Origin of the sequence: Duganella sp. BJB1802, assembly GCF_013369445.1 — a bacterium.
Classification (GTDB): domain Bacteria; phylum Pseudomonadota; class Gammaproteobacteria; order Burkholderiales; family Burkholderiaceae_D; genus Rugamonas; species Rugamonas vulcania_A.
Genome location: NZ_JABWEF010000008.1, coordinates 245,018 through 267,795, shown reverse-complemented (window position 1 = coordinate 267,795; position 22,778 = coordinate 245,018). Strand labels below are relative to the sequence as shown.

Genomic DNA, 22,778 nt, shown 5'->3' with positions numbered 1-22,778 from the left:
TGGTCGGTGGGCGGGATTATACCCGCCGACCAGTCCCTGCCAGTAACCAACTTTACTTGATCAGCGCGGCCACCTGCTTGACGAACGCGGGATCGGGATCGGCGTCGAGCCGGGTGGTGTCGGCCAGCACGCTGCCGCTGGCGTCGAGCAGCGCGATGCGGGTGGTGTGGTTGATCTCGCCGCTTTCCAGCACGCGGTACTTGATGTTGAGCGTGGCCGCCAGCGCGCGGGTCTGGCTGTCGCTGCCGGCCGCCACCAGGCGGTACTGCGCCGGGTCGAGCTGGTGCATCATCAGCAGGCTGCTCAGCGCGGCCGGCGTGTCGTGTTTCGGGTCCAGGCTGATCATCAGCACGCGCACGCGCTTGCCGTCCGGCCCCAGCGCGGCCACGGTGCGCTTGAGCGTTTCGATGATGACCGGGCAGGCCGCGTGGCAGTCGCCGTAGAACATGGTGATGAGCACCGGCGTGCCGGCCATGTCGTGCAGCGCGAAGTGCTGGCCGGCGGCGTCGGTCAGCGTGGCGTCGAGGTGGTAGACGGAATTGCCGGGCAGCGCGGCGGCCGACCAGGCGTACATGGGGAGTAGCAGCGCGGCGGCCAAAGCGGCGCGGCGCAGGGGAGCGAAGTAGTTCATGGTCGTGATCCTTGTTCGTGAGGGGCGGGCTCGCGCACGCAGCGGAAGCCCAGGTTGGCGCCGTCCTGCCGCGCGTCCATCGCGGACAGCAGGGCCAGGCGCATCAATACTGCGTAATTGCGGCGGTCGGCCAGCGACAGGGCGGCGCCGCCGCAGTAGTCGAGCAGTTTCTGGTCGCCGCTGGCGCGGCTGTCGGCATTGACGAACAGGCCGCTGTAGTCCTCGACCCATTCCCACACCAGCCCATGCAGGTCGTGGATGCCGTAGTAGTTGGCCTGGCCGGCCGCCACGCTGTGCGGCGGCTGCTTGCCGGCGTCGGCGTACCAGCCCAGGATGTGGGCCAGCCAGGCCGGATCGTCGCGGGCGTCGGCGCGGTGGTCGTCGGCGGCGGCCGCGAACTCCCATTCGTACCAGCGCGGCAGGCGGCCGCCTTCGGAGGCGCAATACGCCTGCGCGGCGAACCAGCCCACGTGCACCACCGGCGCGTCGGCGGCCAGTGGCGTGTAATCGGTGGCGCCGCTCCAGCCGGACAGATAGCTGGGCGCGGCCAGCAGCGCAGGCACCTGCCCGCGCCGCCATTCCGGCGTGTGGCGCACGAAGGCGGAGAATTCCGCGTTCGTCACCAGCCGGGTGCGCAGCAGATAGGGCGCCACGACCGCGGGCGACGCCACGCCGTCGGCGGGCAGCACGCTGCGCAGCGTGCCGCCGGCGATGGCGCGGTAGTCGGCATCCCCGGCCATGCCGTCGCCGGCCAGCACGGCCAGCGTCAGCACGGCGCTGCGGATCGCGGCGCGCCCGTTCATGGCTGGCGCGATTTGCGCATGTCGCGCACTTGGGCCGGCGTGACCGCAGGCGTACCCTTGTTCAGCTCGACACCGACGTAGTTGATCACGGCGGCGATGTCGTCATCGCTGAGGTCCTGCGGCGGCATCACGCCGTTGTAGTGCTCGCCGTTGACGACGATCTCGCCATTGCGTCCGTTGAGCACGATGTGCGCCATTTCATACGGACGTTGCTGGAAGAAGTCGGAATTGGCCAGCGGCGGGAACACGCCGGCGACACCCTTGCCGTCGGGCTGGTGGCAGGCCGAGCAGTTGCTGTCGTAGACGGCCTTGCCGCGCAGTTGCTGGGCGCGGTCGGCCACGACCGGTGCCGGCTTGGCGGCGGCGGGCTTGGCGGCCACCGGGGCGGCGGCGCCGGCCAGCGGCTTCTTGATGCCCTTGCTGTAGATCTCAGGCCGGTCCGGGCCGCTCACCGCCAACAGGCCGATGGCGCCCTTGTTGAAGGCGCGCGTCAGCGAGTGGTCGACCAGGGTCAGGTTGCCCGGCACGCGCGGCGTGAATTCGACGATGGTCGAACCGCCGGCGGGCACCATGGTGGTCTGCACGTTTTCCTGGTAGTGGGTGCCACCCTCGGTGTAGACGCGGTCGAAGATGGCGCCGATCACGTGGAAGCTGGAGGTGATGTTCGGGCCGCCGACGCCGAAGTACATCCGCACTTTCTCGTTGGCCTTGGCGGTCAGCGCGTTGGCGCCGGTCAGCGCGCCGTCGGCGCCGTTGAATACGACATAGGTAGGTTTTTCATCGATGGCCTTCTGCATGTCGAAGCCCTGCAGGCCGGGCGCGCGGTAGGCGCCGTTGGTGTAGAAGTCGCCCTGCATCACGTAGTATTCGCGGTCGACCGGAGCCATGCCTTCCTTGGGCTCGACCAGGATCATGCCGTACATGCCGTTGGCCACGTGCATGCCGACCGGCGCGGTGGCGCAGTGGTACACGTACAGGCCGGAGGCCAGCGCCTTGAAGGTGAAGGTGGCTTCGTTGCCGGGGGCGATCAGGGTTTGCGCGGCGCCGCCGCCCGGGCCGGTCACGGCGTGCAGGTCGATATTGTGGGGCAGCTTGTTGTCGGGCAGGTTGAGCAGGTGCAGTTCGACGGTGTCGCCTTCGCGCACGCGGATCATCTTGCCCGGCACGGTGCCGCCGAAGGTCCAGAAGGTGTAGCGGGTGCCGGGGGCGATTTCGCGCTCGACTTCCTCGACGGTCAGGTTGACCACGACCTTGGCAGGGGTCTTGCGGGTGATCGGCGGCGGCAGCAGCGGCGGGGCGAGCAGTTCTTGGGTGATGGTCGGCAGAGCGGTTTCGGACGGGGTGGCCGCGTTCACGGCGCTCATGGCGAGTACGGCGCTGGCAAGGCCGGCCGCTACCAGTTTCAATTGCGTTTTCATTTTTATGTCGCCTTGTAGTTGGTGGGTCGCACCCATGTCTGAGTGCGAGTCCATGCTATGGGAACAAATCGGAAATTTCTTTGACTTAGATTATGGAATTCCGGAAATACGACACAGGGCCTACGGGATGACTAGTGCGTAGTGACTAGGAAATCGATCACCACATGGCCGGCTTCGCGCGCCAGGTAGGCGGCCTGCACGCGCGGGCCGTAGCGGTGCTGGATCTGGGCCAGCAGCGGCAGCGGGTCGTGGTCGTTACAGAAGCGCATGATCTCGCCGGGGTTGAGCGAGTCGAGCGCGCCGAAGATGGCGGCGTGGCGCAGGCGGCGGGCCACGCCACGGGCGTCGAAGGGATAGATGCCGTCGGGGATGGTCGGCTGGGAACAATCGTGGGACATGGTGGACTCCTTGTATAAGAAAGCAGGGCGCCCGGGGCGCCCTGCGGTACAGTCGATCAGGCGCGGTCGGCGGCCACGGCCTCCAGGCGGGCACGGCGCGCGGTCAGCAGGCGCCAGGCGAACAGCGCCAGGAACAGCGTGCCGATGGCGAACACCACGTCGCCCGGTACGCGCATCCAGACCAGGGTCTCCATCAGCTTGGAGTGGATCACCTCAGGCGAGCGGGCGAACCACATGCCGGTGCTGACGCTGGCCCAGGCCTGGTACAGGCCGGCGGGCACCAGCGAGATGAACACCATCATCGCCAGGCCGATGTTCAGGCACCAGAACATGACCTTGAGCAGCGAGTCGGACCAGGCCATGCGGTCGCACAGGCCGCGCAGGCAGAACAGCAGCAGGCCGATGCCCAGCATGCCGTACACACCGAACAGCGCGGCGTGGCCGTGGGCCGCCGTCATGTTCAGGCCTTGCATGTAGTACAGGGCGATCGGGGTGTTGATCGAGAAGCCCAGCAGGCCGGCGCCGACGGTGTTCCAGAAGCCGACCGCGATGAAGCACAGGATCGACCACTTGTAGGTGGCAACCCATGGGGCGGCCTTCGAACGCTGGTAGTTGCGCCAGGCTTCGACGCCGATCATCGACAGCGGTACCACTTCCAGCGCCGAGAACATGGCGCCGATGGCGATCACGAAGGTCGGCGTGCCGGTGAAGTACAGGTGGTGCAGGGTGCCCAGGATGCCGCCGAACAGGAACACGATGGTTTCCAGCACGATGGCGCTGTTGGCGGTCGAGGCGCGGATCAGGCCCAGGCGGGTGAACAGCAGCGCGATGACGGCGGTGGCGAACACTTCGAAGAAGCCTTCCACCCACAGGTGCACCAGCCACCAGCGCCAGTATTCGATCATCGAGTAGTGGGTGTGCTGGCCCCAGGTCAGCGAGGTGGCGTAGAAGCCGCCGATGCACAGCGCGGCCAGGAACACCATGACGATCAGGCCACGGCTTTCCGATTTCTTGACCAGCGCAGGCCACAGCGCGCGGCCCAGCAGCGTGACCCAGAACAGCAGGCCGATGAACAGCAGAATTTGCCAGATGCGGCCCATGCTGGTGAATTCCAGGCCCTGGTTGCCGATCCAGAAGGCGAACGCAGTGCCCTTGTGTTGCAGCGAACCGAGCCAGCCCATGGCGGTCGAGCCGACCACGATGAACAACAGCGCGTAGAACAGCACGTTCACGCCCAGTTTCTGGAACTTGGGCTCGTGGCCGGAGATGGCCGGCGCGATGTACAGGCCGGTGGCCAGCCAGGCGGTGGCGATCCACAGCACGGCGAACTGGGTGTGGATGGTGCGGCTGACCACGAACGGCAGGATCTGCGCCAGCGGGTAGCCGAAGAAGCTGTGGCCTTCGACCGCGTAGTGGGCGGTGATGACGCCCATGCCGACCTGGGCCAGGATCAGGCCGATGACGACGAAGAAGTATTTTTTGGTCGCCAACATCGATGGCGTGGGCTTCAGGTTGAACAGCGGGTCGGTCTTCGGCGGGACGGGATCGGCTTCTTCCTTGGCGGCCGAGTGGACCATCACCATGGCGGCGATGGCGCCGATCATCAGGATGATACTGGCGATCGACCAGATGCCGGCGCCGGCGCTTGGACGGTTGTCGATCAGCGGCTCATGCGGCCAGTTGCTGGTGTAGCTCAGGTCCACCGAGCCGGGACGGTCGGTGCCGGCGGCCCAGGCCGACCAGAACACGAAGGCCGGCAAGGCCTTCAGGTCGTCCGGATCGGGCAGCGAGTTGGCGTTCATCGCATATTGTTCGCGCAGATGGTCCAGCGCGCGGTTGTCGCCGAACAGGTCCATGTAGTGGCGCGCCACTTCGCGCACGGCGGCGGCGCGGTCGGCCGACAGCACGATGGTGTCGCGGCCCGAATCATAGGTGTTGCGGCGCATTTCTTCCTTCAGACGCGCGTTCAGCGCCGCCTGGTTGGATTTGCTCAGGTCGTCGAAGTTGGCGCCGAAGTCGCGCTTGGCCCAGATCTGGCGCAGCGCCAGCGCCTCGCGGTGCAGCCAGTCGGCCGACCAGTCGGGGGCGACATAGCTGCCGTGGCCCCAGACGGTGCCCAGCTGCTGGCCGCCGGCCGAGAGCCAGGCCTGCTGGCCGCGGTCGACCTGGCCTTCGTCGAACAGCATGCTGCCGTCCGCGCTGATGATGTGTTTGGGGATGGGCGGCGCGGTCAGGTAGATTTCCGCACCCACCCAGCCGAGGACGGCGAAGGAGAGGGCGCAGATGACGGCGAGCCAGGTCCAGAGCTTGCGTGTGGCGTGCATGGCATGGTTCCTTATTGTTGGCTAGATGGAGTGGTGCGCGAACCGGCATGGACCGGATCGACAGGGCCGATTCTAGGCGCGCCGTTTAAACATGTATATTCGATTCCAGTTTTTCTTGATCCAAGTTATGAACAAATATTTTGGATGCATGAATAATGGCGCTGCCGTCTTCACTGGAGCTGACCATGCGTCTGACCGCCTTTACCGACTACACCCTGCGCACGCTGATCTACCTGGCGGGCCAGCGCGACCGGCTGGTGACCATCGCCGAAATCGCCGAACGCCACGGCATGTCCAAGCACCATCTGACCAAGGTGGTGTATGAGCTGGGCTTGACGGGCGTGATCCGCACCGTGCGCGGGCGGCACGGCGGCGTCGAGCTGGCGCGGCCGGCAGAGGAGATCCGCATCGGCGAGGTGGTGCGGGCCAGCGAGCCGGATTTCCACGTGGCCGATTGTTTCGACGCCCGCCGCGCCACCTGCGTGTACGCGGGCCGCTGCTGCGTGCAGGGCATGCTGGGCCAAGCCGTGGGCGCCTACCTGACCGCGCTGGACGCGGTCACGCTGGCCGACCTGACCTGACCTGTCCGCCCGACGCCGGCGCCGGCGCCATCGCTGCGGGCGGCGCCACGCCCGCCACGCCCGCCACGCCCGCCGCCACGGCCGGCCTGGTCCCGGCCTAGTTCTTTCGGACTAGGGCGCTAGCCTGATTGCCTTGCCGTTCTGGCCGTCCTGCCGATAGCCGGGCGCCGCCGCAACGCTTACGCTGATGCCATCCCCATGTCCGTCAGGAGATTGAAAGTGTCTAACAATAACAAAGCAGTACAGGTGCTGGTGAGCAGCACCGTGTCGTTCACGATCTGTTTCGCGATCTGGATGATGTTCGCCGTGCTGGGCATCCCCATCAAGAAGATGCTCGGCCTGAATGAAACCGAATTCGGCCTGCTGGCCGCCATGCCCGTGTTGAGCGGCTCGCTGGTGCGTGTCCCGCTGGGCATCTGGTGCGACAAATACGGTGGCCGCATCGTGTTCTTCCTGCTGATGCTGGCCACCGTGCCGGCCATCTACCTGATCGGCCTGGCCACCGCCTACTGGCAGTTCCTGGTGCTGGGCCTGTTCATCGGCCTGGCCGGCGGCTCGTTCTCGGTCGGCACGCCCTACGTGGCGCGCTGGTTCTCCCGTGAGCGGCGCGGCCTGGCGATGGGCATCTTCGGCGCCGGCAATTCCGGCTCGGCGCTGACCAAGTTCGTGGCCCCGGCCATCATCGCGGCCTGGGGCTGGCAAGCGCTGCCCACCGTGTACGCCATCGCCATGCTGGTCACGGCGCTGCTGTTCTGGGTGTTCTCGGCCACCGACCCGTCGCACCAGAGCGGCGCCAGCGTGCCGTTCTCGGAGCAGCTCAAGGTGCTGAAGGACCGCCGCGTATGGCGCTATTGTCAATATTACTCGGTGGTGTTCGGCGGCTACGTCGGCCTGGCGCTGTGGATGACCAAATACTACGTGGGCGAATACGGCTTCGACCTGCGCCTGGCCGCGCTGCTGGCCGCCTGCTTCTCGCTGCCTGGCGGCGTGCTGCGCGCCCTGGGCGGCTGGATCGCCGACCGCTACGGCGCCTACAAGGTCACCTGGTGGGTGATGTGGGTGTGCTGGATCTGCTTCTTCCTGCTGTCGTATCCGCCCACCGCGATGATCGTCAAGACCACCCACGGCGACCTGCAGCTGACGCTGGCCCTGTCCCCATGGATGTTCACCGGCCTGCTGTTCATCGTCGGCACCGCCATGGCGATCGGCAAGGCCTCGGTCTTCAAATTCATCGGTGACGATTTCAGCGACAACATCGGCGCCGTGTCCGGCGTGGTCGGCCTGGCCGGCGGTTTGGGTGGCTTCGTGCTGCCGATCATGTTCGGCGCGCTGCTGGACCTGACCGGTGTGCGTTCGAGCGCCTTCATGCTGTTGTACGGCACCGTCTGCGTCTCGCTGGTCTGGATGCATTACTCGTTCCGCCCGACGGCGGCACCGCAGCCGCTGGCCGGCGCGGCCGCTGCCTGAGCCCCAATTATTCAAGGAGAAAATGATGAGCAAATATATGATCAACACGTGGGAGCCAGAGAGCCCCACGTTCTGGGGCAGCGGCGGCAGCACCACCGCCAACCGCAACCTGTGGATTTCGATTCCCGCGCTGGCGCTGGCCTTCGCGGTGTGGATGGTGTGGAGCGTGGTGGTGGTCAACCTGCCGGCCATCGGCTTCCAGTACAGCACCAACCAGCTGTTCTGGCTGACGGCCTTGCCCGGCCTGTCCGGCGCCACGCTGCGGATTTTCTATTCCTTCATGGTGCCGATCTTCGGCGGCCGCAAGTGGACCACCATCTCCACCGCCTCGCTGCTGATCCCGGCCATCGGCATCGGCTTCGCGGTGCAGGACGTCACCACCGGCTACCCGACCATGCTGGTGCTGGCGCTGCTGTGCGGCTTTGGCGGCGGCAATTTCGCCTCGTCGATGGCGAACATCAGCTTCTTCTTCCCTAAAGCGCAGAAGGGCTACGCGCTGGGCATGAACGCCGGCCTGGGCAACCTGGGCGTGTCGGCGGTGCAGTTCGTCGTGCCGCTGGTGATCACCGCCAGCGTGTTCGGCGCCATCGGCGGCGACGCGCAGACCGCCACCAAGGCTGGTCACACCACCACCATGTGGTTGCAGAACGCCGGCTTCATCTGGGTGCCGTTCATCGTTGTCAGCAGCCTGCTGGCATGGTTCGGCATGAACGACCTGGCATCGGCCAAGGCATCGTTCGCCGACCAGGCCGTGATCTTCAAGCGCAAGCACAACTGGCTGATGTGCTGGCTCTACACCGGCACCTTCGGCTCGTTCATCGGCTACTCGGCTGGTTTCCCGCTGCTGATCAAGACCCAGTTCCCTGATGTCAATCCGCTGCAATATGCCTTCCTCGGCCCTCTGGTCGGCGCGCTGGCCCGTGTGGTCGGCGGCATCATCTCCGACAAGCTGGGCGGCGCCCGCGTGACCGTCTGGACCTTCGCGGCCATGATCGGCGCCGTATATGGCGTCATCACCTTCCTGCCGCATGGCGGCACGGGCGGCAACTTCACCGGCTTCTTCTGGATGTTCATGCTGCTGTTCGCCGGCACCGGCGTCGGCAACGCCTCGACCTTCCGCATGATTCCCGTGATCTTCCTGACCGAACGTCAACGCGCCGCCGCCGGCCAGCCTGCCGCCGTGCAGCAGCAAGCCATCATCGACGCCAACAAGGAAGGCGCGGCCGTGCTGGGCTTCACTTCGGCCGTGGCCGCCTACGGCGCCTTCTTCATTCCGAAGAGCTACGGCACTTCGATCGCCATGACCGGCGGTCCCGACGCCGCGCTGTGGTGCTTCATCGCGTTCTACGTCAGCTGCATCGCCATCACCTGGTGGTGCTACGCCCGCAAGAACGCGGCCATGCCTTGCTAATTGGAGTTTTACCATGCCATCCGCCAGAGTGATCGCCCTGACCCCGTCCGTCGAATTCGACGCCGCGCTGGTGCGCAAGTTGAACCAGATGGGGCCGCGCTACACCTCCTACCCGACGGCCGACCGCTTCGTCGGCGGCTTCGGCGCGGAGCAGTACCGCGCCGCCGTCGCCAGCGTCGATCCGGCCGTGCCGATGTCGCTGTATGTGCACATCCCGTTCTGCGCGTCGCTGTGTTACTACTGCGGCTGCAACAAGATCATCACGCAGGACAAGGAGAAGGCGGTCGAGTACCTGTACTACCTGTACCGCGAGATCGCCTTGCAGGCGGGCCTGCTGTCCGGCCACCGGCGGGTGGACCAGCTGCACTTCGGCGGCGGCACGCCGACCTACCTGAGCGACGAGCAGATGAGCGAATTGCTGGCCAATCTGCGCGGGCATTTCGATTTCGCGCCGGACGAGGAGGGCGAGTTCTCCATCGAGGTCGATCCGCGCACGGTCACGCCGGCCCGCATCGCGACCTTGCGCCGCCAGGGTTTCAACCGGGTCAGCCTGGGCATCCAGGATTTCGATCCGGCGGTGCAGCAGGCGGTCAACCGCATCCAGTCTTACGAGGAAACGATGGATGTGCTGCAGGCCGCGCGCGACTGCGGCTTCCGCTCGATCAGCGTGGACCTGATCTACGGCCTGCCGCTGCAAAGCGTGGCCAGCTTCGGGCCGACGCTGGACAAGATCGTCGCCGCCAGACCGGACAGGATCGCGGTCTACAACTACGCGCACATGCCGCAGCTGTTCAAGTCGCAGCGCCTCATTTCCAGCGACGACCTGCCGGACGCCGAAACCAAGCTGGCCATGCTGGGCCTGTGCATCGAGCGGCTGACGGAGGCGGGCTATGTCTACATCGGCATGGACCATTTCGCGCTGCCGGACGACGACCTGGCGCGCAGCCAGCGCGAAGGCAAGTTGCAGCGCAACTTCCAGGGCTATTCCACGCATGCGGACGCGCCGATGGTGGCGCTGGGCGTGTCGGCCATCAGCGCGGTGGGCGCCAGCTACAGCCAGAACGAGAAGGTGCTGTCGGCCTACTACGAGCGGCTGGACAAGGGCGAACTGCCGATCGCGCGCGGCATCGTGCTGACCGAGGACGACATGCTGCGCCGGGCCGTGATCGGCCAGCTGATGTGCGATTTCGAACTGGACTACGCCAGCCTGGCATTGCCGGAAGGCGTGAGCGCGGCCGAGTATTTCGCGCCCGAGCTGGAGCGGCTCAAGCCGCTGGAGGAAGAGGGCTTGCTGTGCATTGGCAGCAAGGGCTTGCGCGTGAAGATGCGCGGGCGCCTGCTGATCCGCAATATCTGCATGGCGTTCGACCGCTACCTGCACGCGCCGCCCGTTGAAGGGCCGCAGCCGCTGCGCTATTCGCGTACCATTTGAGGAATATGGCGATGGAAAAGAACAAGATCAAAGTGCAAGCCTTCCTGGCGCGGGTGCCGCTGTTTAACTCGATGGGGCCGGAAGAGCTGTCGCGCATCGCGCTCGGCACCACGGAGGTGCGGGTGGAACGGGGCGGCACCATCTTCCAGCGCGGCGATCCGTGCATCGGTTTTCACCAGGTGGTGTATGGCCAGGTCAAGCTGGCGTTCACCTCGCTGGCCGGCGGCGAGAAGGTGATCGAATTGATCGGTCCCGGCCAGAGCTTCGGCGAGGCGCTGATGTTCATGGGCAGCCCGTACATCGTCTCGGCCACGGCCACCGACGACACGCTGCTGCTGCACGTGGCCAAGCCGGCGATCTACCGCGAGATTCACAACGATCCCGAATTCGCCTGCAAGATGCTGGCCGGCCTGAGCCAGCGCATGCACAGCCTGATGTGCGACATGGAGTCGTTCTCGCTGCGCTCCGGCACCCAGCGCGTGGCGGGCTATCTGCTCAAGGAGTTGCCGGAGGAAGACGGCGGCCAGTTGACGCTGCCCGCCACCAAGGCTGTATTGGCTTCGCGCCTGAACCTGACGCCCGAGCACTTCTCGCGCATCCTGGCCGACCTGAGCACGCAGCATATGATCGCCTTCAAGGGCCGCAAGGTCCAGGTGCTCGACGTGCCGGCGCTGCGCCGCTGCGCGGCCTGAGGGACTTATCATGGAAGATATCGAAAAATTCATCAGCGGCTTTGGCCGCTTTCAACAGCAGTATTTCAACAACAGCGACAGCCCGTACGGCACCTTGCGCGCGGGCCAGCGCCCGCGCACGCTGCTGATCGGCTGCTGCGATTCGCGGGTCGATCCGGTGCTGCTGACCGGGAGCGATCCGGGCGACATTTTCGTGGTGCGCAATATCGCCAACCTGGTGCCGCCATGCACGCCGACGGCGTCGGCCGGTGTCAGTTCGGCGATCGAGTTTGCCGTGTGCGAGCTGGAGGTGGAGCGGGTGATCGTGCTGGGCCACGCCGGCTGCGGCGGCATTCGCGCCTTGCTGGCGCCGCGTCCGGCGCAGCGCGAGACCGATTTCGTCGGCCAATGGATGCGGATCGCCCAGCCGGTCGCCGAACGTGTGCGGCGCGATTTGGCCCATCACAGCAGCGCCGAGCAGCACCACGCTTGCGAACAAGCCAGCATCCTACTGTCGCTGGATAACCTGCTGACCTATCCGTGGCTCAAGCGCCGCGTGGACGAGGGCAAGCTCAAGCTGCACGGCTGGTACTTCGACCTGCAGAGCGGCGCGCTGATGGCCTACTCGCCACGCCGCCAACAGTTCCTGCCGCTGGTCTGCCCGCTGAACGCGCGCGACGCGATGGCTGCCTGAGCGCGATCGCTCGCTCAGCCGGATGTCTTGGACCCCGCAGGGGGGCTCCTTTTTCACGTTCAGTCTAATTTGTCCGAAACGGGGCGAGTTCGGTCTAATGGAGTCCAGAATCGATGAGGCGCCATATTTTTTAGACTGAATTCGCCTTTCGCAGGAAACTCGTAGACCGAATTAGTCCGTCGCCCTGGGCAGATTAGACCATCTTGGACGTTGTGGTGTGGCCGGTAGACCGCTGTTGCTGCAGATTGTCAAAGCGTGCTCGGCACTCGGCGGCGCGGATCCAATAATCATCGCCGGGAAAACGCAGCCACACAAAGCGCCATGCGTTGCGTCCCTTCGCGTGGCGGTTGGCGAACAACGATGGCGTCAACAATGTTCCATCGTCGGAAACGATATGGTCACCCACCACTTTGGCGAATTCAATGTTATCGCTGTGGCAGGTTCGCAGACTGGTTCCGTCGGGAAGGAATATATTCTTCCACTGGAAACCGCGCGTTGGCTGGCCGTTCCTGCGTAGTGCGAACCGCTCTTTATCCACCGCCAACCAGCGTTGCACAAGTTCCGTAATAAAGGTCTCCGGCTTGGCGCCAGGACGTGTGTCCATTAGGTGGAATTCAAGGTCCAAAAAAACAGCGACGGGCAGGTATATCGGTTGCTTCGGTTCGTATGCCATGGTTCAGTCCTTTCGAGAGGTGTCTAAAGATTGGACCGATGAATTGAAAATTGGGTTGTTTTAGTGTTATGCCTCATAGAGCTGGACTAAATTAGACTCTCGCCGTGGATTTTTTAGACGGTTCTCGACGTACCACTAGTTCTTTTAGACCGGAATAGACGTAGGTGGCCCGGAGTAGACTGAGTTAGACCATCGCTGATTTTGACATGCCCCATGCAGACGTCGCGGTCCCGGCAGAGGTCCGCAACGGAGCGGCTGTCGCGCGTTGTGCCAGCCTGTGAACTCAGCCTTGAGAAGTGACCGCAATTTGCGACCACCTGCTGCTTTTCAGCGGCGGGTTGCTATGGCTTGTCCGCAGGTGGTTGCTTTGGCTCGTCAGCAGGTTGCACATCCTGCGCATTCAGGCCGAAGGTCTCCCAGCCTTCGCCGAACAGCTCCACCGGATGCTGGGTGCGGTCCGAGCCGTTCCCGCAGATCATGTTGTCGGCGGGGCAGTAGCGGTCGCAGCCCCAGCAGATCAGCTCGGGCTTGGCCGGACGTATCGGGAAGATCTTGGCCATGTCAGGCGTAGCTCATCAACTCGCCGCTGCGGTCGAACGCCAGGAAGCGGTCCATCTGGCCTTGCTGGATGGCGCCCAGCATCTTGTTCAGCGCGGCGTCGGTTTGCTGCGGGGCGGGCAGGCGCCCCTGCTTGCCGGACAGGGTGGTGATCAGCAGCACGTCCCACGGTTGGCCCATGCCCTTGGCTTCCTCGGCAAGATTGGCAAACGTGTCGAGCTCGCCCACCTGCTTGTCCACGCACATGACCGGCACCAGCGTCGTGCGGGCCGGCGCGCCGGGCGGCAGGTCCGGTTCCGGCTCGGCGACGGCAAAGGCCAGCAGCAGGCGCTGCGGCTCCGGCTGCAGGGTGGCGGCGACGAGCAATTCTTCAAATGTGGCGATATTCATACTGTTCCTCAATGGTCGGTGATCCAGGTTGTATGTATAACCCGCGCCGGTCCAGCTGCCCATTGCCATGAATGACTAGTCGAGGTAGTCAGTTTGCCTTAGATCCGCGCCGAAATTCCATGACCCAGGTTAAGGACGCGCGCACCAGCGGCGGCGAATAATGACAGCGTGGCCCCCACTGCGGCCGCGTTGAAAGGACAATGATGATGAGCTTGATCGACCGCCCGGCGTATCTGCTGGCGCTGGCGTTGACCGCCGGCGCGGCCGGCGTGATGCTGACGAATTATGGCCCGCACACCGGGCCACTCGTGCAGGCACGCGCCGCGCAATGCGATGCGCCGGCGGCGCGCGCCATCGAAGGGCAGATCCGCTACGACAGCGGACTGGTGCTGCGTTTCTGTAGTCTGGATGCCATGTTTGCACAGCTGGGCGCGATGGAGCAGCCGGGCATGGTGCGCGGCGTCTACGTGCGCGCGGCCGACGGCCGCTGGCTGGCGGCGGCGGGCGCGCGCTACGGCCGGCGCGAGCGGGGCGCGTCCGCATCGCTGCTGGCCTACGCCGACAACGCCGCCGAGGCGGAGCAAGGCCGCCTGCTCAGCTACCACGAATTGCTGGCCACCTGCGCCGGCGGCAACTGCTCCCGCTTTTGACGAACTAGTCACTTCGGCGTAGTCCCCCTAGTCCTTCTCACGCCCCGCAGCCACCTTCTTGCCGATTCACACGAGGCGTTGCCTTCCCTAGACTGCAATCATCGTCGAGTCCATGCATGTTGCATGCGACCGCATGCCCGGTTGCCGCCGGGTGCAAGTTAGGAGGCAGCATGAGTCACTTTCTGGATCGCCTGAAGTTCTTCAATAAAACGGTATCGACCTTTTCCGACGGGCACGGCGCCGTCGTGCACGAGGATCGCACCTGGGAAAACGCCTATCGCCAACGTTGGCAGCACGATAAAATCGTGCGCTCCACGCACGGCGTCAACTGTACCGGCTCGTGCAGCTGGAAAGTCTATGTGAAGAACGGGCTGATCACCTGGGAAACGCAACAAACCGATTATCCGCGCACCCGTCCCGACCTGCCCAACCACGAGCCGCGCGGCTGCCCACGCGGCGCCAGCTATTCGTGGTACGTGTATTCGGCCCAGCGGGTCAAGTACCCGATGGTGCGTGGCCGCCTGATGGAAATGTGGCGCGAAGCGCGCAAGACCATGGACCCGGTCACCGCCTGGGACTACATCAGCCAGAATCCTGAACGCGCAGCGCTGTACAAGTCGGTGCGCGGCCTCGGCGGCTTCGTGCGCGCCACCTGGGAGGAAAGCAACGAGATGATCGCCGCCGCCAACGCGCTGACGATCAAGAAATACGGCCCGGACCGCATCGTCGGCTTCTCGCCGATTCCCGCCATGTCCATGGTCAGCTACGCTGCCGGCACACGCTACCTGTCGCTGATCGGCGGCGTGGCGCTGAGCTTCTACGACTGGTACTGCGACTTGCCGCCAGCCAGCCCGCAGGTGTGGGGCGAGCAGACCGACGTGCCGGAATCGGCCGACTGGTACAACTCGACCTACCTGATGGTCTGGGGCTCGAACGTGCCGATGACCCGCACCCCCGACGCCCATTTCTACACCGAGGTGCGCTACAAGGGCACCAAGACGGTGGCGGTGTCGTCCGACTTCGGCGAGATGGCCAAGTTCGGCGACATCTGGCTGGCGCCCAAGCAGGGCACCGACGCCGCGCTGGCGATGGCCATGGGCCACGTGATCCTGAAGGAATACCACACCGAGCACCAGTCGGCCTACTTCAAGGAATACGCCAAGCAGTACACCGACTTCCCGATGCTGGTGCTGTTGAAAGAACAGAACGGCACGCTGGCGCCCGAATACTTCCTGCGCGCCTCCCACCTGGCTAACAACCTCGACGAGACCAACAACCCGGACTGGAAAACCCTGGTCATCGACGAGGCCAGCGGCCGCATCGTGGCGCCTGCCGGTTCGATCGGCTTCCGCTGGGGCGAGTCCGGCAAGTGGAACCTGGAGATGAAAGAGGGTGGCAACAACGCGCCGGTCGATCCGCTGCTGTCGCTGATCGGCTGCAGCGATGAGGTCCTGCCGGTCGGCTTCGCCTACTTCGGCGGCAAGGACGCCAGCGATCTGCTGATGCGCAACGTCCCGGTCAAGCGCCTGACGCTGGCCGACGGCAGCACCGCATTGGTCACCACCGTGTTCGACCTGACGATGGCCAACTACGGCATCGACCGTGGCCTGGGCGGCGGCAACGTCGCCACCAGCTACGAGGACGACGTGCCTTACACCCCGGCCTGGCAAGTCAAGCACACCGGCGTCAAGGCTGCCGATGTGATCACCGTGGCCCGCCAGTTCGCCGAGAACGCCGACCAGACCCGTGGCAAGAGCATGGTCATCGTCGGCGCCGCGCTGAACCACTGGTACCACATGGACATGACCTATCGCGGCATCATCAACATGCTGATGATGTGCGGCTGCGTCGGCCAATCGGGCGGCGGTTGGGCGCACTACGTGGGCCAGGAAAAGCTGCGTCCGCAGACCGGCTGGACCCCGCTGGCGTTCGCCCAGGACTGGAACCGTCCGATGCGCCAGATGAACGGCACCTCGTTCTTCTACGCGCACACCAGCCAGTGGCGCCACGAAAAGCTGCACACCGAGGAAATCGCCTCGCCGACCGCCGGTCCCGACGTCGCACCGATGACGCTGCTGGACTACAACGCCAAGGCCGAACGCCTGGGCTGGCTGCCATCGGCGCCGCAGCTGCAGACCAACCCGCTGGAAGTGACCCGCGCCGCCGCCGCCGCAGGCATGAGCCCGGTCGACTACGCGGTCGGCCAGATCAAGGACAAGAAACTGGAATTCTCCTGCGACGATCCGGACAATCCAGCCAACTTCCCGCGCAATATGTTCGTGTGGCGCTCCAACATCCTGGGCAGTTCGGGCAAGGGCCACGAGTACTTCCTGAAGTACTTGCTGGGCACGCAGAACGCGCTGATGAGCGACGAGGACCACTGCATCAAGCCGCGCGACGTCAAGGTGCGTCCCGCCGCCGAAGGCAAGCTGGACCTGTTGGTGGTGCTGGACTTCCGCATGTCCACCACCTGCCTGTACGGCGACATCGTGCTGCCGACCGCCACCTGGTACGAGAAGGACGACCTGAACACGTCCGACATGCACCCCTTCATCCACCCGCTGTCGGAGGCCGTGCAGCCGCTGTGGCAGTCGAAGTCGGACTGGGAGATCTACAAGGGCATCGCCAAGAAGTTCGAGGAAATCGGCGGCGCCTACCTCGGCACCCAGCAGGATCTGGTGCTGACCCCGCTGATGCACGATACCCCGGGCGAACTGGGCCAACCGTTCGATCCGAAGGACTGGCGCGCCGGCGAGTGCGAGCCGATTCCGGGCAAGACCATGCCCAACTTCACCGTGATCGAGCGCGACTACACCAAGATTTACCAGAAGTTCACCTCGATCGGCCCGCTGCTGGAGAAGATCGGCAACGGCGGCAAGGGCATCAGCTGGAAGACCGGCCACGAGGTCGAGGTCCTGCGCGGCATCAACCGCACGGTGACCGAGCCCGGCGTCGGCCACGGCCAGCCGCGCCTGGACACCGCCATCGACGCGGCCGAGATGATCCTGTCGCTGGCGCCGGAGACCAACGGCCACGTGGCGGTCAAGGCCTGGGACGCGCTGTCCAAGATCACCGGACGCGACCACACCCACCTGGCGCTGCCGCGCGAGCACGACAGCATCCGCTTCCGCGACGTGCAGGCCCAACCGCGCAAGATCATCTCCTCGCCGACCTGGTCGGGCCTGGAGTCGGAAGAAGTCAGCTACAACGCCTGCTATACCAACGTGCACGAACTGATCCCCTGGCGCACGCTGACGGGCCGCCAGCAGTTCTACCAGGATCACCGCTGGATGCGCGATTTCGGCGAGGGGCTGTGCGTGTACAAGCCGGCGATCAACACCAAGACCACGGCGGCCATGCTGGGCGCCCAGCCGAACGGCAACAAGGAGATCGCGCTGAACTTCATCACGCCGCACCAGAAGTGGGGTATCCACTCCACCTACTCGGACAACCTGCGCATGCTCACGCTGTCGCGCGGCGGTCCGCACGTGTGGCTGTCGGAGACCGACGCCAAGGCGGCCGGCATCGTCGACAACGACTGGATCGAGGTGTTCAACGTCAACGGTACGCTGACCGCCCGCGCCATCGTCAGCCAGCGGGTGCCGGAAGGGATGACGCTGATGTACCACGCACAGGAAAAGATCATCAACGTGCCCGGCGCGGAGATGTCGGGCAAGCGGGGCGGCATCCACAACTCGGTGACGCGCGCCGTCACCAAGCCGACCCACATGATCGGCGGCTACGCGCAGCTGTCGTGGGGCTTCAACTACTACGGCACGGTCGGCTCCAACCGCGATGAATTCGTGTTGGTGCGCAAGATGAACAAGGTCGACTGGCTCGAAGGCCCGTTGAAGGAACAGACAGGGAGCAAAGCATGAAAATTCGCGCACAAATCGGCATGGTGCTGAACCTGGACAAGTGCATCGGCTGCCACACCTGCTCGGTCACATGCAAGAACGTGTGGACCAGCCGTGACGGTGTCGAGTACGCCTGGTTCAACAACGTCGAGACCAAGCCCGGCATCGGCTATCCGAAGCAGTGGGAAAACCAGGACAAGTGGAACGGCGGCTGGCGCCGCACCGACGCGGGCAAGATCGAGCCGCGCCAGGGTAGCCGCCTGAAGATCCTGGCCCAGATTTTCGCCAACCCGAACCTGCCGCAGATCGACGAGTACTACGAGCCGTTCACCTACGACTACGAGCGCCTGCAGAACGCGCCGCTGTCGGAGACGCCGCCGACCGCCCGTCCGATCTCCGTCCTGACCGGCAAGAAGATGGAGAAGATCGAGTGGGGCCCGAACTGGGAGGACGACCTGGGCGGCGAATTCGCCCAGCGCAGCCAGGACGCGCTGTTCAACAACATGCAGAAGGAAATGTACGGCACCTTCGAGAACACCTTCATGATGTACCTGCCGCGCCTGTGCGAGCATTGCCTCAATCCGACCTGCGTCGCCTCGTGCCCATCCGGATCGGTGTACAAGCGCGAGGACGATGGCATCGTGCTGATCGACCAGGACAAGTGCCGTGGCTGGCGCATGTGCATCTCCGGCTGCCCGTACAAGAAGATCTACTACAACTGGTCGTCCGGCAAGGCCGAGAAGTGCACCTTCTGCTACCCGCGCATCGAGGCGGGCCAGCCCACCGTGTGCTCGGAAACCTGCGTCGGCCGCATCCGCTACCTCGGCGTGCTGCTGTATGACGCCGACAAGATCGAGCAGGCGGCCTCGGTGGCCGATCCGCGCGACCTGTATCCGTCGCAGCTGGGCCTGTTCCTCGATCCGCACGATCCCGCCGTGATCGAAGAGGCGCGCCGCCAGGGCATTCCGGACTCGTGGCTGGAATCGGCCAAGCGTTCGCCGGTGTACAAGATGGCGGTGGAGTGGAAGGTGGCGTTCCCGCTGCATCCGGAATACCGCACGCTGCCGATGGTGTGGTACATCCCGCCGCTGTCGCCGATCCAGGCCGCCGCCGAATCGGGCCGCATGGGCAAGAACGGCATCCTGCCGGACACCGCCAGCCTGCGCATCCCGGTGCAATACCTGGCCAACCTGCTGACCGCGGGCGACCAGCAGCCGGTGATCCGCGCGCTGGACCGCATGCTTGCGATGCGCGCCTACATGCGCAGCAAGCACGTCGGGCCGGGCCCGGACCTGGAGGTGCTCAAGCAGGTCGGGCTGGAGCCGGAGATGGTCGAGGACATGTACCACATCATGGCCATCGCCAACTACGAGGACCGCTTCGTGATCCCGAGCAGCCACAAGGAAATGGCCGAGGACAGCTTCAACGAGAAGGGCAGCTGCGGCTTCAGCTTCGGCAACGGCTGCTCGGACGGCGTCAGCGACGCCAGCCTGTTCGGCAAACGCAAGCACGGCTCGGAGATCTTCATGTCGATGCCGAAATCGCGCAAGAAAAAGGAGAACCTCGATGTCTGACCATGACCAAAGCGGAGCTTTCGGCTACAGCATGCTGTCGGCCCTGCTGCTGTACCCGGAGCCGGAGCTGCTGGCCGAACTGCCGGAGCTGGAGCAGCGCCTTCAGGACAGGCTGCCGCGGTGGCACGCGGCGGTGGAGGGCTTGCTGCAGCACCTGCGGCGCACCCCGCTGATCGACCTGCAGCAACAGTATGTGATGACGTTCGACCGCAACCCGTCGCACTCGCTGCACTTGTTCGAGCACATCCACGGCGAGTCGCGCGACCGCGGCCAGGCCATGGTCGACCTGCTGGCCGAATACAGCAAGAACGGCATGCAGATGGTCGGCAACGACCTGCCGGACTACGTGCCGCTGTTCCTGGAGTTCCTGTCGCAGCTGGAGCAGGAGCAGGCCGAGCGCATGCTGGGCGACGCCATCCACGTGCTGGCCTACATCGGCCGCAAGCTGCGCGCCAACGGCAGCCCGTACGCCGGCCTGTTCGAGCTGCTGGAGACCGTGTCGCCGGTGGCGGCCGAGGAACTGGCCGAACCGCCGGTGCGCGACATGGACGAGGCGCTGGAAACCTTCGGCCCCGGCGCCGACGGCATCGAACCGCTGCTGGCGCCCACGCTGGCCGGCGGCGCACATCCGGTCCATTTTTATCCGAAGGCGGCGGCGCCACAGCGTCATTGAGGAGCACACCATGAACTACGTACATCAATTTTTATTCGGCATCTATCCCTACATCGCGCTGGCGATTTTCCTGGTCGGCAGCCTGATCCGCTTCGACCGCGAGCAGTACAGCTGGAAGTCCGAGTCCAGCCAGACGCTCAACAACGGCATGCTGCGGCTGGGCAGCCCGCTGTTCCACATCGGCGTGCTGGGCCTGTTCTTCGGCCACATGGCCGGCCTGCTGACCCCGGTGTGGGTGTGGGACACGCTGGGCGTCACCCACGGCGCCAAGCAGCTGGTGGCGATGGTGGCCGGCGGCGTGATGGGCTCGCTGTGCCTGGTCGGCCTGCTGATGTTGATCGCGCGCCGCCTGAGCAACGAGCGCGTCCGTGCCCGCAGCACCTTCAAGGACAAGCTGGTGCTGTGCTGGCTGCTGGCCACGCTGCTGCTGGGCCTGTCCTCGATCTTCGCCTCGGCCTCGCACATGGACGGCCACATGATGGTGCTGCTGATGACCTGGGCCCAGCACGTGGTCACGCTGCGCGGCGACGCCGCCGGCTTCATCGAGGAGGCGCCGCTGGTGTTCAAGCTGCACCTGTTCATGGGCATGTCGCTGTTCGCCATCTTCCCGTTCACCCGCCTGGTGCACGTGTGGAGCGGCTTCGGCGCCATCACCTACCTGAGCCGCGCCTATCAACTGGTGCGTCCACGCTAAGGAGAGAATCATGGGTATCGCAGTCAACGGCGTCGACATCGACGACAGCGCCATCGAGGCGGAACTGCCGCACCAGGCGCAGGCGGACAACCCGCTGCGCCAGGCGGTGCACGAAGTGGTGCTGCGCACCGTGCTGTTGCAGGAAGCGGACCGGCTGGGCATCGCCGGCGAGGACGACGACCAGCGCATCGAGGCCCTGTTCGCGCAGGAAGTCACGGTGCCGGAAACGGACGAGGACAGCTGCCTGCGCTACTACCTCAGTCAGCCGCAGCGCTTCCGCAGCGGCGACCTGGTCGAGGCGCGCCACATCCTGTTCCAGGTGACCCCGGCCGCGCCGCTGGAGCTGCTGCGCCAGACGGCCGAGCTGATCCTGGCCGAGCTGCAGGCCCGCCCCGAGCGCTTCGAGGAACTGGCGCGCCAGTACTCGAACTGCCCGTCGGGCGCGGTCGGCGGCAGCCTGGGCCAGCTGGCGCGCGGCCAGTGCGTGCCGGAGTTCGACGAACTGCTGTTCAGGTTGCAACCGGGCGAGCTGGCTGGACGGCTGCTGGAAACCCGCTTCGGCCTGCACATCGTGCAGGCCCGGCGCCGGGTGGAGGGCGAGGTGGTGCCATTCTCGGCCGTCCACGCCCAGATCGCCGACGAGCTGCGCCGCCAGTCGTGGCAGCGCGCCTTGCACCAGTACCTGCACATCCTGGTGGGCCGGGCCGACATCGCCGGCGTCGAGCTCGAGGGCGCGCAGTCGCCGCTGGTGCAGTAGGACTTCCCTGACGCGGTCCTAGTCACTTAGGACTAGGGCCGCTAAGCCGTCATGCGCAGTGGCAGGACGCGGCCCTGCCGCTACAATGACATCACACCATCTATCACAGGAGAGCGGCGATGTTAAGCGACAGGTTTGGTCGATCGATCGACTATCTGAGGGTCTCGGTCACCGATCGTTGCGATCTGCGCTGCACCTACTGCATGCCCAAGGATTACAAGGGCTACGAGGACCCTCCCGACTGGCTCACCTTCGACGAGATCGAGCGGGTCGTGGCGGCCTTCGCCCGGCTGGGCACCTCGCGCGTGCGCCTCACCGGCGGCGAGCCGCTGACCCGCCGCAACCTGCCGCAACTGGCCAGCCGCCTGTCCAGCCTGGACGGCGTGCGCGACCTGTCATTGTCCACCAACGGCACCCGCCTGGCGCGCCACGCCGAGGCGCTGGCCGCCTCCGGCATCACCCGCGTCAACGTCAGCCTCGACACCCTGGACCGCGAATGCATGGCCGGCATCACCGGGCGCGACTGCCTGCCGTCGGTGCTGGACGGCCTGCAGGCCGCCAAGGCCGCCGGCCTGGCGCCGATCAAGATCAACATGGTCGCCATGCGCGGCGTCAACGATGCCGAGATCGACGCCATGGCCGCGTTCTGCATCGAAGAGCAGTTCGTGCTGCGCCTGATCGAGGTCATGCCGATGGGCGAGACCGGCCGCAACACCGCCTACCTGAACCTGGCGCCGGTGCAGCAGCGCCTGGCCGAGAAGTTCGGCCTGGTGCCGCAGGCGCTGGAGCTGGGCGGCGGACCGGCGCGCTACTGGGCCACGGCCGACGGCAGCGCCAGCATCGGCTTCATCACGCCGCTGTCGCAGCACTTCTGCGCCACCTGCAACCGCGTGCGGCTGGCGGTGGACGGCACCTTGTACCTGTGCCTGGGCCAGGAACAGCAATATCCGCTGGCGCCCTTGCTGCGAGGCGGCGCCAGCGACGCCGAGCTGGAACAGGCGATCCGCGATGCCATCGAACTCAAGCCCGAACAGCACGACTTCGGCCGCCAGCCGGAGAAGATCGTGCGTTTCATGTCGCAAACCGGCGGCTAGGGGCGTGTATACTCGCGTCATTGCTGTT

21 protein-coding genes are annotated in these 22,778 nt (G+C 65.4%); 13 read left to right on the top strand and 8 right to left on the bottom strand.

Translation table 11 applies throughout. The annotated features are described in order from the left end of the window. Positions 1 to 52: 52 nt before the first annotated feature. From HUX88_RS15130 to HUX88_RS15110, 5 genes are all read right to left on the bottom strand, one after another. Entirely contained in the window at positions 53 to 631 is a 579-nt protein-coding gene (locus HUX88_RS15130) for an SCO family protein (RefSeq protein WP_176362310.1), read from the bottom strand. Continuing rightward, positions 628 to 1,434: a formylglycine-generating enzyme family protein gene (locus tag HUX88_RS15125; protein ID WP_117011073.1), complete on the bottom strand. Its 807-nt coding sequence runs from the start codon at positions 1,432 to 1,434 to the stop codon at positions 628 to 630. The genes HUX88_RS15130 and HUX88_RS15125 overlap by 4 nt, the downstream gene beginning before the upstream one ends. Further along, positions 1,431 to 2,852 carry a copper-containing nitrite reductase gene (gene nirK, locus HUX88_RS15120; RefSeq protein ID WP_176362309.1) on the bottom strand — a complete coding sequence of 474 codons (1,422 nt, stop codon included), beginning with the start codon at positions 2,850 to 2,852 and terminating at the stop codon, positions 1,431 to 1,433. The genes HUX88_RS15125 and nirK overlap by 4 nt, the downstream gene beginning before the upstream one ends. Before the next feature lie 131 nt (positions 2,853 to 2,983). After that, complete coding sequence (locus HUX88_RS15115; protein ID WP_117011069.1) at positions 2,984 to 3,250, bottom strand: DUF2249 domain-containing protein; 267 nt, start codon at positions 3,248 to 3,250, stop codon at positions 2,984 to 2,986. A 56-nt stretch (positions 3,251 to 3,306) separates the two neighbouring features. Next, positions 3,307 to 5,574: a nitric-oxide reductase large subunit gene (locus HUX88_RS15110; protein ID WP_117011068.1), complete on the bottom strand. Its 2,268-nt coding sequence runs from the start codon at positions 5,572 to 5,574 to the stop codon at positions 3,307 to 3,309. Between the two features lie 185 nt (positions 5,575 to 5,759). Between HUX88_RS15110 and HUX88_RS15105 the strand changes: the two genes are divergently transcribed. The 6 genes from HUX88_RS15105 (at position 5,760) to HUX88_RS15080 (ending at position 11,830) form a co-directional block, all read left to right on the top strand. Next, positions 5,760 to 6,155, top strand: coding sequence for an Rrf2 family transcriptional regulator (locus HUX88_RS15105; protein WP_176362308.1), 396 nt, complete (start codon positions 5,760 to 5,762; stop codon positions 6,153 to 6,155). A gap of 198 nt (positions 6,156 to 6,353) precedes the next feature. Beyond that, positions 6,354 to 7,622, top strand: coding sequence for a nitrate/nitrite transporter (locus tag HUX88_RS15100; RefSeq protein WP_117011066.1), 1,269 nt, complete (start codon positions 6,354 to 6,356; stop codon positions 7,620 to 7,622). 25 nt (positions 7,623 to 7,647) lie between these two features. Further along, positions 7,648 to 9,033 (top strand): NarK family nitrate/nitrite MFS transporter, encoded by a 1,386-nt coding sequence (locus HUX88_RS15095; protein WP_117011064.1) that lies wholly within the window; start codon positions 7,648 to 7,650, stop codon positions 9,031 to 9,033. 13 nt (positions 9,034 to 9,046) lie between these two features. Beyond that, positions 9,047 to 10,465, top strand: a complete 1,419-nt coding sequence (gene hemN / locus HUX88_RS15090; protein WP_176362307.1) for an oxygen-independent coproporphyrinogen III oxidase — start codon at positions 9,047 to 9,049, stop codon at positions 10,463 to 10,465. Between the two features lie 11 nt (positions 10,466 to 10,476). After that, positions 10,477 to 11,157, top strand: a complete 681-nt coding sequence (locus tag HUX88_RS15085; RefSeq protein ID WP_176362306.1) for a Crp/Fnr family transcriptional regulator — start codon at positions 10,477 to 10,479, stop codon at positions 11,155 to 11,157. A gap of 10 nt (positions 11,158 to 11,167) precedes the next feature. Next, entirely contained in the window at positions 11,168 to 11,830 is a 663-nt protein-coding gene (locus HUX88_RS15080) for a carbonic anhydrase (protein WP_117011058.1), read from the top strand. Positions 11,831 to 12,023: 193 nt separating this feature from the next. On the opposite strand, the gene HUX88_RS15075 is transcribed toward HUX88_RS15080, so the two are convergent. The 3 genes from HUX88_RS15075 to HUX88_RS15065 form a co-directional block, all read right to left on the bottom strand. Then, positions 12,024 to 12,503, bottom strand: coding sequence for a hypothetical protein (locus HUX88_RS15075; RefSeq protein WP_117011056.1), 480 nt, complete (start codon positions 12,501 to 12,503; stop codon positions 12,024 to 12,026). Positions 12,504 to 12,844: 341 nt separating this feature from the next. Continuing rightward, entirely contained in the window at positions 12,845 to 13,063 is a 219-nt protein-coding gene (locus HUX88_RS15070; protein ID WP_117011055.1) for a DUF3079 domain-containing protein, read from the bottom strand. A gap of 1 nt (position 13,064) precedes the next feature. After that, positions 13,065 to 13,451 (bottom strand): hypothetical protein, encoded by a 387-nt coding sequence (locus HUX88_RS15065; protein ID WP_176362305.1) that lies wholly within the window; start codon positions 13,449 to 13,451, stop codon positions 13,065 to 13,067. A 206-nt stretch (positions 13,452 to 13,657) separates the two neighbouring features. Here HUX88_RS15065 and HUX88_RS15060 point away from each other — a divergent pair, with 206 nt between their 5' ends. The 7 genes from HUX88_RS15060 (at position 13,658) to moaA (ending at position 22,750) form a co-directional block, all read left to right on the top strand. Then, positions 13,658 to 14,101, top strand: coding sequence for a nitrous oxide reductase accessory protein NosL (locus HUX88_RS15060; RefSeq protein WP_217916337.1), 444 nt, complete (start codon positions 13,658 to 13,660; stop codon positions 14,099 to 14,101). A 170-nt stretch (positions 14,102 to 14,271) separates the two neighbouring features. Further along, positions 14,272 to 17,979, top strand: a complete 3,708-nt coding sequence (locus HUX88_RS15055; RefSeq protein ID WP_161089183.1) for a nitrate reductase subunit alpha — start codon at positions 14,272 to 14,274, stop codon at positions 17,977 to 17,979. Next, entirely contained in the window at positions 17,976 to 19,532 is a 1,557-nt protein-coding gene (gene narH / locus HUX88_RS15050; RefSeq protein WP_117011052.1) for a nitrate reductase subunit beta, read from the top strand. The genes HUX88_RS15055 and narH overlap by 4 nt, the downstream gene beginning before the upstream one ends. Next, entirely contained in the window at positions 19,525 to 20,205 is a 681-nt protein-coding gene (gene narJ, locus HUX88_RS15045) for a nitrate reductase molybdenum cofactor assembly chaperone (protein WP_176362303.1), read from the top strand. The genes narH and narJ overlap by 8 nt, the downstream gene beginning before the upstream one ends. Before the next feature lie 10 nt (positions 20,206 to 20,215). Next, a complete protein-coding gene (gene narI / locus HUX88_RS15040; protein ID WP_117011050.1) occupies positions 20,216 to 20,899 on the top strand; it encodes a respiratory nitrate reductase subunit gamma in 684 nt (227 codons plus the stop codon). Positions 20,900 to 20,909: 10 nt separating this feature from the next. Next, a complete protein-coding gene (locus tag HUX88_RS15035) occupies positions 20,910 to 21,656 on the top strand; it encodes a peptidylprolyl isomerase (RefSeq protein ID WP_176362302.1) in 747 nt (248 codons plus the stop codon). Positions 21,657 to 21,775: 119 nt separating this feature from the next. Continuing rightward, on the top strand, positions 21,776 to 22,750 hold the full coding sequence (gene moaA, locus HUX88_RS15030) for a GTP 3',8-cyclase MoaA (protein WP_176362301.1): 975 nt from the start codon (positions 21,776 to 21,778) through the stop codon (positions 22,748 to 22,750). The last annotated feature ends 28 nt before the right edge of the window (positions 22,751 to 22,778 follow it).